The organism is Mycobacterium sp. 852002-51961_SCH5331710 (assembly GCF_001665535.1).
Lineage (GTDB): Bacteria > Actinomycetota > Actinomycetes > Mycobacteriales > Mycobacteriaceae > Mycobacterium.
Map to the genome: position 1 here is coordinate 25,508 of NZ_LZSQ01000023.1, position 11,234 is coordinate 36,741.

At 67.2% G+C, this 11,234-nt stretch carries 9 protein-coding genes; 5 read left to right on the forward strand and 4 right to left on the reverse strand.

Annotation, left to right across the window (positions count from 1 at the left end; translation table 11 throughout):
* Positions 1 to 57: 57 nt before the first annotated feature.
* Genes A5752_RS04390 through A5752_RS04400 form a run of 3 tightly spaced genes read right to left on the reverse strand, consistent with a single transcriptional unit; the run spans position 58 to position 4,415 of the window.
* Complete coding sequence (locus A5752_RS04390; RefSeq protein WP_067082592.1) at positions 58 to 2,262, reverse strand: acyl-CoA dehydrogenase family protein; 2,205 nt, start codon at positions 2,260 to 2,262, stop codon at positions 58 to 60.
* A gap of 9 nt (positions 2,263 to 2,271) precedes the next feature.
* A complete protein-coding gene (locus tag A5752_RS04395) occupies positions 2,272 to 3,297 on the reverse strand; it encodes a 2-hydroxyacid dehydrogenase (protein WP_231983324.1) in 1,026 nt (341 codons plus the stop codon).
* Positions 3,273 to 4,415, reverse strand: coding sequence for an alpha/beta hydrolase (locus A5752_RS04400; RefSeq protein ID WP_067082595.1), 1,143 nt, complete (start codon positions 4,413 to 4,415; stop codon positions 3,273 to 3,275). The genes A5752_RS04395 and A5752_RS04400 overlap by 25 nt, the downstream gene beginning before the upstream one ends.
* A 194-nt stretch (positions 4,416 to 4,609) precedes the next feature.
* Here A5752_RS04400 and A5752_RS04405 point away from each other — a divergent pair, with 194 nt between their 5' ends.
* Positions 4,610 to 5,185 (forward strand): VOC family protein, encoded by a 576-nt coding sequence (locus A5752_RS04405; RefSeq protein WP_067082598.1) that lies wholly within the window; start codon positions 4,610 to 4,612, stop codon positions 5,183 to 5,185.
* A gap of 4 nt (positions 5,186 to 5,189) precedes the next feature.
* On the opposite strand, the gene A5752_RS04410 is transcribed toward A5752_RS04405, so the two are convergent.
* Complete coding sequence (locus A5752_RS04410; protein ID WP_067082626.1) at positions 5,190 to 5,804, reverse strand: TetR/AcrR family transcriptional regulator; 615 nt, start codon at positions 5,802 to 5,804, stop codon at positions 5,190 to 5,192.
* An 81-nt stretch (positions 5,805 to 5,885) separates the two neighbouring features.
* Between A5752_RS04410 and A5752_RS04415 the strand changes: the two genes are divergently transcribed.
* The 4 genes from A5752_RS04415 (at position 5,886) to eccB (ending at position 11,201) form a co-directional block, all read left to right on the forward strand.
* Entirely contained in the window at positions 5,886 to 6,776 is an 891-nt protein-coding gene (locus A5752_RS04415) for an oxygenase MpaB family protein (RefSeq protein WP_067082601.1), read from the forward strand.
* 51 nt (positions 6,777 to 6,827) lie between these two features.
* Positions 6,828 to 7,718, forward strand: coding sequence for a class I SAM-dependent methyltransferase (locus A5752_RS04420; protein WP_067082604.1), 891 nt, complete (start codon positions 6,828 to 6,830; stop codon positions 7,716 to 7,718).
* 112 nt (positions 7,719 to 7,830) lie between these two features.
* Positions 7,831 to 9,648, forward strand: coding sequence for a type VII secretion AAA-ATPase EccA (eccA, locus tag A5752_RS04425; RefSeq protein WP_286159383.1), 1,818 nt, complete (start codon positions 7,831 to 7,833; stop codon positions 9,646 to 9,648).
* Positions 9,645 to 11,201, forward strand: a complete 1,557-nt coding sequence (gene eccB / locus A5752_RS04430) for a type VII secretion protein EccB (protein WP_082963745.1) — start codon at positions 9,645 to 9,647, stop codon at positions 11,199 to 11,201. Before eccA ends, eccB begins: the two co-directional genes overlap by 4 nt.
* The last annotated feature ends 33 nt before the right edge of the window (positions 11,202 to 11,234 follow it).

The following is an 11,234-nucleotide window of genomic DNA, read 5'->3' on the forward strand; positions in this document are numbered from 1 at the left end:
TCCGCCAACCGTTGGAACGTGACCGTGAATCAAGGCTACGCCCGTTCGGCAAGCGTTTTACGGATCGCGCGGCAATCCCAGCAGGCGCTCGGCGATGATGTTGAGCTGCACTTCGGTGGTCCCGCCGTAGATCGTGGTGGCCCGGCTGCCGAGCAGGTACTCCGCCCATCGGCCGGGCTCCTGCTTCGGATCCCCGATCGCGCCGTCGGTGCCGAACGACGACACCGCGAACTCCGCGTAGCCCTGGCCGGTCTTCATCGACAGCAGCTTGGAGATCGCCGCCGCGGGCATCGGATCACCACCGGCCAGCGTCAGCAGCGTCGAACGCATGTTGAGCACCTTGGCGGCATGGCCTTCGGCGATCAGCCTGCCCGCCGAATTCTGCTCGATCTGGTCGAACTGACCTTCCTGCAGGAACGTGATGAAGTCAGCGAGGCTGGCGAGGAACGGCGGTTCGCTGCTGCCGATTGACACACGTTCGTTGGTCAGCGTGTTCCTGCTGACCTCCCAGCCTCGGTTCACCTCGCCGAGCACCATCTCGTCGGGCACGAATACGTCGTCGATGAACACGGTGTTGAACATCGCGTTACCGGTCAGCTCGCGCAGCGGCTTGACCTCGACGCCTTCGCTGGCCATGTCCAGCAGGAAATAGGTGATGCCGTTGTGCTTGGGCGCATTGGGATCGGTGCGCGCCAGCAGCGCACCCCACTGCGAAAACTGAGCACCCGTGGTCCAGATCTTCTGCCCGGTGATCCGCCAACCGCCGTCGACCTTCGTCGCCTTCGTCGTCAGGCTGGCCAGGTCAGAACCCGCACCGGGCTCGGAAAACAGCTGGCACCAGATCATTTCGCCGCGGAACGTCGGCGGCAGGAAGCGCTGCTGCTGTACGTCCGTGCCGAACGCCACGATCGAGGGAATGATCCACGCCGCGATGCCCATCTGCGGGCGCTTGACCCGGCCCGAGTCGAACTCCTGGGCGATGATGATCTGCTCGACGGGTCCGGCCGCGCGTCCCCACGGCTTGGGCAGGTGCGGTTGCACCCAGCCCCCCTCGGCGATCGCGACGTTGCGCTCTTCGCGTGGAATCGCCTTGAGCGCAGTCACTTCCGCGCGGATCTCATCGCGCAGCTTCTCGGTATCGGGATCGAGGTCGATGTTGAGCTTGCGCATCCCCGTGGTGGTCGCCACGTCGACGACCTGCTGCGGGTAGTCGGCGTGCCTGCCGAAACCGGCCGCCAGCACCAGCGCGCGCCGGTAATAGACGTTGGTGTCATGCTCCCAGGTGAAGCCGATGCCACCGTGCACCTGGATGCAGTCCTGGGCGCAGTGTTGGGCCGCTTCGGGCGCCAGGGTGGCCGCCACAGCCGCGGCGAACTCGAAAGCGGCGTCGTCCGAGCCGGTTTCGCGGAACTCGTCGATGGCCCGGGCGGCATCCCAGACGGCTGCGGTGGCGCGCTCGGTGTCGGCGATCATCGAAGCGCACTTGTGCTTGATGGCCTGGAACTGGCCGATGGGCCTGCCGAACTGTTCGCGGATCTTGGCGTATGCGGCGGCGGTGTCGGTGGCCCACCGGGCCACGCCGATGCACTCCGCGGACAGCAACGTCGAGATCAACGCGCGGGCCAGCGGGCGGCTCAGGTTGCTCAGCACCCGGTCGTCGCCCACCTCGACGGCGTTCGCGCGTACGTGCGCGACGGGCCGCAGCGGATCCAGGCTTGTGACGGGTTCGATCTCCAGTTGGTCGGCGTCGAGGACCACCCACTCTTCGCCGCTGTCGATGGCGACGGGCAGCACCAGCAGCGACGCCTGCCCGGCGACGGGAACGGCGCGCACCTCGCCGCGAATGACCAGCCCGGCCGCGTCGCCTTCACCGTGCCGGGTGGCGGTCAGGCTGGAATCGATGGCGTAGGTCGCGATCGTCGCGCCGGAGGCGAGGTCACCCAATTGCGGGGCGTTGGGGTCGTGGGCCGCGATCAGCGCGCTGGCGATGGCTGACGGCACGAATGGCCCCGGAACGGCGCCGTAGCCGAATTCGGCGGCGACGATGGCGAGCTCGAGGATTCCGAAACCTTGTCCACCAACGTCTTCGGACAGGTGCACACCCTGCAGGCCCTGCTCGGCCGCGCCCTTCCAGTAGGGCGGCGGGTTCGGGATCGGCGTCTCCAGGGCCTCGTGCAGCACCTCGGACGGTGCCACCCGAGCGACGAAGGACCGCACCGAGTCGGCCAGATCGTTGTGCTCAGGACTGATTGCAATGGGCATACGTGCACCTCACTGTGACGGAGTGTCCCTATTAACCGGTCGGTTGGGAGACACGATACCGTTCACGACGTTGGCCAGTTCACGGCCGTCCCACAGCCGGCGACAGTTGTCGACCGCGTGCTCCAGATACCGCCGCATCGTGTCGGCGGTGTACCAGGTGACGTGCGGGGTGAGCACCACGTTGTCGAGGGACAACAACGGGTTGTCGGTCTCGACGGGTTCGGTCGCGAACACGTCGAGACCGGCGCCGGCCAACTTCTTCGAGCGCAGCGCTTCGACGAGGGCGGTCTCGTCGACGATCGCCCCGCGGCTGGTGTTGACCAGCACCGCGCCGGGATTCATGCGGTTGAGTGCCGTGCGGTCGATCATGCCGGCCGTCGCATCGGTCAGCGGGAGATGAAGCGAGACGATGTCGCTGGCGGTCAGAAGGTCGGGTAGCGCTCGCCAACCGGGGTGCCCGTCGTCGCGCGTGCTGGTATGCAACACCTCGGCGTCCATTGCCCGCACGATGTGCTCGACCTTTTTGGCGACATTGCCGTAGCCGATCAAACCGACCGTGCAGCCGCCGATGTCGCGGACGGTCTCGCCCAGGCTCGGGTCGGACGGCCAGCCTCGGCCCTCGCGGGTGGCTCGGTCGAGTTCGGTCAGCCGGCGCAGCACGGCGAGCATCAGCAGCACGGTGCCCTCGGCGACCGATGGGGCGTTGGCCCCGGGCATGTTGGCGACCGCGATGCCCAGGTCGGTGGCGGTCGCCACGTCGATGGTGTTGACCCCGGCGCCCATCTTGTGCACCAACCGGCAGCGTCGCGCTTCGGCGAGGTCGTGCCCGGAGATCGGACGCAGCACGTGCCAGATGACGTCGGCCTCGGGGAGTTCGCGGTAGAAGGCGGCGTCATCATCCTCCGCGCAGTAGCGGATGTCGAGCCAATCGGACTGCGGCGCAACGAACTCGACCGCCTTGGGGCCGGGAGTGAAATGGGCGAGGACTCTCAGCGGCGAGCTTCCGCCGGTCAGCGCCACCGCTTCGCGATCCACTTCGCGATGGTATCGGCCTGCTCGCTGCGCGCTCCGGGAGTGGTGAAGTAGTGGTCGGTGTCGATCGAACACTGCGCCTTGTCCGTGCTGGCGAGCGCGTCGAAGATGTGCTGGGCATCGGACGGGAACACACCCGTGTCCTGCTCGGCATTGATGACCAGCGCCGGGCAGGTGATTCGGTTGAGGTGCGGTTCAGCGCGGGTTTGCGCGTGACGCAGGCTCCACATGCCGATCCAATTGCGTAGCGTGCAGGCCGCCGCGATCCCGCGCGCAGATCGGTTGGCCTGCACCGGCACTCCGGCGTAGCACATGTTTGCCGGTCGCTTCGTCGGCTCCAGGGTGGGATCCACCATGCGGGGATCCGCCCACGTCCGCAGCACCGTGAACGGGCGGTCGGAGAAGCCGGCCCCGCGCACGTGCTCTAGTTCGGCCTCGGCCCAATCGGTGATCGCGTGATTTCGCGCGATCTGGGCGGCGCGGTACCGCTCGACGAAGTCGGCTGAGAACGGGGGGCCATTACGGTCGTCGAAGATGTCGAGCTCGGGATCGCTTGCCACGGCATCGGTTTCGTCGACAACCGAAGCGTCCATCCACGCGGTGAGCACGTCGGGCCGACCGGGGTGCGCGGCGGTCGAGACATAACCGTCGGCGGGTGGCAGGTCGTTGAGTCCGGCTGCCGGTCGCATGCCCTGCAGCGGCGTCACGTGCGGGTCGACGGCCTGCGCCTGGTATGCCGCCATCAGTGAACCGCCACCCGAGTTGCCCAACAACACAACGGTTTCCACCCCCGCAACCTCGCGGAGCCACCGCATTCCGACGCCGATGTCAACCAGAGCATGGTCGAGCAGGAAGCTGCTCTCGAACCCGCGGTATCTGGTGTTCCAGCCCAGGAAGCCGATTCCGCGGGTGGCCATGTAGTCGGCGAGATAGTGCTCGGAGAAGTCGATCTGGTAGTGCGTGGCGATCATCGCGACTTTTGGCTTGCGGCCCACGCCTCGGTGGTAGAGGCCCTGGCACGGATGACCGCCCGCACCCGCCCGGCGGGCGGTGGGGGAGTCGAGACCGACGAATTCGCGGGTGACGCCCGGCGTTGCGGTGGTCGACGGCGTTCTGGTCATTCGCGGCCCCCGGGATACAGCGAAAAGTCAAGGGATACAGGCTGTTCTACGGTCTCGACGACCGGCGTGATCGGCAGCGGGACGCGCGGGGCGATCGTCATAGCGGTGCCGGTCCGTTCGTCATTGCTCGTGATTACCCCTGATGCTAAATTCGATTTGCGTTTCTGGCCAGAGATTCGCGCTAGGAGGCGCCCATGATCAGGCCCGACAATCCCAACACCGAGTTCGAGCTCGGCGGTATCAACCACGTGGCGTTGGTGTGCTCGGATATGGCGAGAACCGTCGACTTCTACAGCAACATCCTCGGAATGCCGCTGATCAAGTCGCTCGACCTGCCGGGAGGCATGGGGCAGCACTTCTTCTTCGACGCCGGCAACGGCGACTGCGTCGCATTCTTCTGGTTCGCCGACGCGCCGGACCGGGTTCCCGGTATCTCATCGCCGGAGGCCATTCCGGGCATCGGGGACATCGTCAGTGCCGTCAGCACCATGAACCACCTGGCTTTCCACGTGCCCGCCGAAAAGTTCGACGAGTACCGGCAACGTCTCAAGGCCAAGGGTGTGCGGGTCGGGCCGGTGCTCAACCACGACGACAGCGAGGGTCAGGTTTCTCCGACCGTGCACCCGGGTGTGTATGTCAGGTCGTTCTACTTCCTGGACCCCGACGGCATCACGCTCGAATTCGCGTGCTGGACCAAGGAGTTCACCGAGCGTGACGCCAACGCGACACCCAAGACAGCGGCGGACAGGCGTCCGAGGGTGACCGCCTGACGGGTCAGTCGTCCGTGGGCGCGCCCGAGACCGCGTCGATGTTCGCCGCAAGCCGGTCGACGAGTTGGTCGGCGTCGAGGTCGAGGTGCCCCGCCAGCCAGGCGCTGATGGTCTGACCGACCCCGCCCACGGCGAAATGCGCCGTCGCCTCGTCGAGTTCGTTGTCATGCGGGACGACGGAGTCCGCGTGTTGCAACAACAACTTCGCGAACAGCGCCGTCGAATCCGCGCGCTTGCGCACGATCACCGTGTTCGACAGCGCAACGCTGAACACCAGCCGTCCCACGCGCTGATCTGCGGCGATGGTGCGCACGATGTTCGCCATCGCTGCACGGGAGCCCTCACGAAGCGGCGCGGCGGCGACCGCAGCCTGCGTGGTCGCCGCGATGTCGGCGATCACCCAGTCGTAGACCGCTGCGGCGAACTCGTCCTTGTCGCTGAACGTCTCGTAGAAGTACCGGACACCCAGCCCGGCCTGCGCGCAGATGGCCCGCACCGTCAACTCGGCGGGGTCCCCATCGGCGCCGAGCAGTTCGAGGCCGGCCTCGAGCAGACTCTGCCTGCGCTGCGCGAGGCGTTGAGCCGCGTCGACGCCGCGGTAGGGGCGGACCTGTGCCATGGCCGCCATCTTGACACTCGGCGCCGACCCGGGGCAATATCAGGAAACAAGCGTTCTCACATTTGCGATAGGGGTTACCCCATGGTCACTGAGCCGATCGACCACGTCGGACGACCGGTCAACGACGCGCCTCTGCCGGGTCAGAAGCCGCTCTGCGACGTATCGCCGGAGGACGCGATGCTCGGTATCGGGCTGTTGTCCGGACCCGCCAACGTGATCATGGAACTAGCGCGGCCGGGAGTCGGGTATGGCGTCAAGGACAGCCGCGTCGAAAGTGGCCGTGCCGACCGGCATCCCATCAAGCGGGCGCGGACGACGTTCACCTACCTCGCGGTTGCGCTGGCCGGCACCGACGAACAGAAGGCGACGTATCGGCGCGCGGTCAACCGGTCGCATCGCGAGGTGTACTCGCTGCCGGACAGCCCGGTCGAGTACAACGCGTTCGACAAGGACTTACAGCTGTGGGTGGCCGCCTGCCTGTACAAGGGTTTCGTCGACGTATACCGGGTCTTCGTCGGCGAGATGGATGACGCGTCCGCCGAGCGCCACTACCGCGACGGCGCGGCGTTGGGCACAACGCTGCAGGTGCCCGCGGAGATGTGGCCCGCCGACCGCAAGGCCTTCGACGAGTACTGGCAGCAGTCGCTCGACAAAATCCACATCGACGACGCGGTGCGTGAATACCTTTGGCCGATCGCGGCGGGTCGCATCGGTAACCTCGAGCTTCCGGCATGGCTGCAGAAGCGCACCGATGCCGTCAACCTCTTCATCACGACCGGCTTTCTGCCGCAACGGTTCCGCGATGAGATGGGCCTACCGTGGGACGCGGCCAAGCAGCGGCGGTTCAACCGCGTCATGCGCCTGCTCGGGCGCATCAACAACGTGATGCCGCGATTCGTCCGCCAGTTCCCGTTCAACGTGCTGCTCAAGGATCTGGACTGGCGCGTGCGCACGGGGCGCTCGCTGGTGTAGCCAGTCCGGCCGCTCAGCCCGTTGTCAGATTCGCGGCGTACAAAGAGGTACATGCGTACCGATAACGACACCTGGGACATCACGACGAGCGTCGGCTCGACCGCGTTGTTCGTCGCCGCCGCCCGCGCGCTCGAAGCGCAGAAGCAAGACCCCCTCGTCGTCGATTCGTACGCAGAGACCTTCTGTCGCGCCGTGGGTGGCGAGTGGGCGGATCTGCTCGACGGGGAAGCGCCCGACCATCCTCTGCGCACCGACGACTTCGGGGCGCATTTCGTGGACTTCCAGGCCGTCCGCACCAAGTACTTCGACGACTACTTCCGTGCCGCCGCAGACGCCGGAGTGCGGCAGATCGTGTTGCTCGCCGCTGGACTGGACTCACGTGCGTACCGCCTCGACTGGCCCGACCGCACCGTGGTGTTCGAGTTGGACCAGCCGCGGGTGCTCGACTTCAAACGACATGCCCTCGACGGCCACACCCCCCGGGCCGAGCGCCGCGAGGTCTCGGTCGACCTTCGCAACGACTGGCCGCGGGCACTGCGCGACAACGGATTCGATCCGCACGAGCCGTCGGCCTGGATCGCCGAGGGCCTGTTGATCTACCTGCCTGCCGTTGCCCAACGCGAGCTGTTCACCGGGATCGCCTCGCTGGCCGCCCCGGGTAGCTACGCGGCCGTCGAGGAGGCGGCGCCCATGGATGCGGCGGCCTTCGAGGCGAAGAGGCAAGAGGAGCGGTCAGTCGGTGACGAGGACAAGTTCTTCAGCTTGGTCTACAACGAGCAACACCAGCCCGCCGCTCGGTGGTTCGGCGCCCGCGGTTGGCGCGCCGAGGCCATCCCACTCGTGGACTACCTGCGCGCGAACGGCCGACCGGTGCCCGAGGAGGGTTCGGAGGCGGCAACGATGACCGGCACGATAAGCCTGGTGAGCGCCGTCAAATGGTGAGCCCCTCGCTTACTGGCTGAGACGCCGAGGTGCGTCTGTACAAGTTAGCTTAGTCAATGCTAACTTCGCCCCGTAAAGTTAGCCTGCCATAACTACGGGGAGATCACGGCGCGTGCCGCTACAAACGGATTTTGCTGCGACTTCGCGCGTCGACCACGACGTGGTAAGTCGGTTCGCCACGTGTTGCCGCGCCCTCGGGCTGTCGGTGCACGACCGTCGACGCCCACCTGACCAGGCCGCTGCCCGGTCAGGATTCACCGAACTCACCCGCATCGCCCGCGACCAGTGCGATGCGTGGACGGGACTCGCCGCGTCCGGGGACACCAGCGCCAGGGTCCTCGAGGCTGTCTGGCAGACCGTCGCCACCGCCGGTGTCCTGCAGCGCCACGTACAACTTGCCGACGGCGATCTCGCCTTCACCTACGACACCGGCCTGTACCTGAAGTTCTCGGCGTCCACACCGGACGACTTCCAACTGGCCTACGCCGTCACGCTGTGCGACGCCGGTGACTACGCGGGCGCGGACGAACTCGTCGAACCGCTGATCACCCGGCGCCCCAACTGGCTGGACGCCCGATGGGTGCGCATCGCGATGTTTTACCGCGCCGAGCGGTGGTCCGATGTGGTCCGGCTGATCACGCCGATCGTCAACGACGAGCGCCTCGACGCGACCTACGCGCATGCGGCGCGCGTCGCGCTCGGCACGTCGCTCGCACGCCTCGGTATGTATGCACCCGCACTGTCGTACCTGGAAGATCCGTCCGGCCCGGTCGACGTCGCGACGCTCGACGGCACGCTGGTCAAGGCGCTGTGCCTGCGCGCACAGGGCGAGGAGCTCGACGCCGGCGACGTGCTCGCCGAGCTTTACGCGGCCAACCCGGAGAACGAGCAGGTCGAGGTGGCGCTGTCGGACAGCTCCTACGGCATCGTGCCGACCACGGCCGCGCGTATCGAGGGCCGCTCCGATCCGTGGGATCCCGCCACCGAGCCGAGCGAGGCGGACTTCGTCGACCCGGGCGCCAAGGAGCGCAAGGCCCACCTGCTGATCGAAGCCGAGGCCGAGCTCGCCGAGTTCATCGGCCTCGAAGAGGTCAAGTATCAGGTCGCGCGCCTGAAGAGTTCGGTCGCGATGGCGATCCGTCGCCAGGAGCGCGGCCTGACCGTCGCGCAGCGCACCAACCATCTGGTGTTCGCGGGCCCACCCGGTACCGGCAAGACCACGATCGCGCGCGTCGTCGCCAAGATCTATTGCGGCCTGGGCATTCTCAAGAAGGAGACGGTTCGCGAGGTGCACCGTGCCGACCTGATCGGCCAGCACATCGGCGAGACCGAGGCCAAGACCAACGCGATCATCGACAGCGCGCTCGACGGCGTGCTGTTTCTCGACGAGGCGTATGCACTGGTGTCGACCGGCGCCAAGAACGACTTCGGCTTGGTCGCGATCGACACGCTGCTGGCCCGCATGGAGAACGACCGCGAGCGACTGGTTGTCATCGTCGCCGGTTATCGCAAGGACCTCGACGCGTTCCTCGACACCAACGAGGGCCTGAGGTCGCGCTTCACCCGCAGCATCGAGTTCCCCTCGTACACACCACATGAACTGGTCGAGATCGCGGTGCGGATGGCCGAGAAGCGAGACAGCGTCTTCGAACCGGCGGCCTTGGCCCACATGGAGTCGCTGTTTGGGCAGCTGGCCGCGGCGACGACGCCGGACGCCGCGGGCGTGGAGAGGCGCAACCTCGACATCGCCGGTAACGGCCGGTTTGTCCGCAACCTGGTCGAGCGTTCCGAGGAGGAGCGCGAGTACCGACTCGATCACTCCGAATCCCACGACTTCACAGATGACGAGCTGATGACCATAACCGATGAAGACGTCACCAAATCCGCCATTCCGCTGCTGCGTGGCCTCGGCCTGACGGTGCCCGAATGAGCGCTGAAGATCCCGACCGCCGCGCGTTCACGTCCCGAACACCGGCCAACGAGAACCCCGACCGGGTCGTGTACCGGCGCGGCTTCGTCACTAGGCACCAGGTCACCGGATGGCGATTCATCATGCGGCGCATCGCATCCGGGGTCGCCCTGCACGACACCCGCATGCTTGTCGACCCGTTGCGCACCCAGACTCGTTCGGTGCTCGTCGGCGCGCTGGTACTGATCACCGTCGTCGCAGGATGTTTCGTGTTTTCGTTGATTCGTCCCGGCGGGGTCGCGGGCAACGACGCGATACTCGCCGATCGCACCACATCGGCGCTCTACGTACGCCTCGGTGAGCAGCTGCACCCGGTGCTGAACCTGACGTCCGCACGCCTGATCGCCGGCCGTCCCGACAACCCGTCGCAGGTGAAGACCAGCGAGATCGACCAGTTCCCGCGTGGCAACCTGATCGGCATCCCGGGTGCGCCCGAGCGCATGGTGCAGAACACCACCCGCGACGCCGATTGGACGGTGTGCGACGGGGTTTCGGGGCCGGCGGCCGGCGTCACGATGATCGCGGGCCCGTTGAGCGACGGCGGTGAACGCGCCGCGCCGCTGGCCGATGACAAGGCGATCCTGGTCTCGAACCCGGCCGGTCCCAACGCGGGCACCTGGCTGCTGTGGAACGGCCACCGCAGTCCGATCGACATGAACGACCGTGCGGTCACCAGTGCGCTGGGTCTGGGCACCGGAGGCGCCGATGCGCGCCCGATCGCGGCGGGCTTGTTCAACGCGGTCCCGGAAGCTCCCGCGCTGAGTCCGCCTGCCGTTCTCGGTGCCGGCGAGCCGCCGCGATACCCGCTGCCGGTGCAGGCGCCGGTCGGCGCGGTGGTCGCATCGTTCGCCACCGACAACACCCTGCGTCACTACGCGGTTCTCAACGAAGGGTTGCAACCGATTTCGCCGGTCATCGCCGCAATCATGCGCAACACGAACTCGTACGGGCTCGAGCAGCCCCCGCGGCTGGGCGCCGACGACATCGCGCGTCTGCCGGTAGCCGACGCCATCGACGTCGACGCCTATCCCGCACAACCGATTTCGCTTGTCGACGCCGCCGATGCGCCGTTGACGTGTGCCGAGTGGAAGCGGCCCGCGGACTCGACCAGCGCGACCCTGGACCTGCGCACCGGTGTCACGCTGCCCGTGTCTGATCAGCTGCACCCCGTGCAGCTCGTCGGGGCGGGCTCCGGGACCACCGCGAACAACGTGGTGCTGGCCCCCGGCCGCGGCTACCTGGTCCAGACGGTCGGGCAGGACGGCGGAGGTGCGTCGACGTCACCCGCCGGCGGAGCGTCGTTCTGGCTCAGCGACGTCGGGGTGCGCTACGGCCTCGACACCGACGCTGACGAGAACGCCATCACCGCCCTCGGGCTGAACCCTCCCCCCCGGCCCCACACCCGGGACCATGGTGCCCCCGTAGGGCCCCCGCCCCCCCAATTGGCCCGCCCCCGCCATGAAGGCCCAAAAACCCCAGGGCCCCCCCCCCCCCCCTGGGGTGCCTCCCTTTAACCGGCCCCCCCCCCCCGCGGGGGGGCGGAAAAC

Excerpts from the sequence above, each read along its gene's own strand:
- A5752_RS04390 (WP_067082592.1), bottom strand. The coding sequence starts at position 2,262 with ATGCCCATTGCAATCAGTCCTGAGCACAACGATCTGGCCGACTCGGTG.
- A5752_RS04405 (WP_067082598.1), top strand. The coding sequence starts at position 4,610 with ATGATCAGGCCCGACAATCCCAACACCGAGTTCGAGCTCGGCGGTATC.
- A5752_RS04420 (WP_067082604.1), top strand. The coding sequence starts at position 6,828 with ATGCGTACCGATAACGACACCTGGGACATCACGACGAGCGTCGGCTCG.
- A5752_RS04400 (WP_067082595.1), bottom strand. The coding sequence starts at position 4,415 with ATGACCAGAACGCCGTCGACCACCGCAACGCCGGGCGTCACCCGCGAA.
- A5752_RS04410 (WP_067082626.1), bottom strand. The coding sequence starts at position 5,804 with ATGGCACAGGTCCGCCCCTACCGCGGCGTCGACGCGGCTCAACGCCTC.
- eccB (WP_082963745.1), top strand. The coding sequence starts at position 9,645 with ATGAGCGCTGAAGATCCCGACCGCCGCGCGTTCACGTCCCGAACACCG.
- A5752_RS04415 (WP_067082601.1), top strand. The coding sequence starts at position 5,886 with ATGGTCACTGAGCCGATCGACCACGTCGGACGACCGGTCAACGACGCG.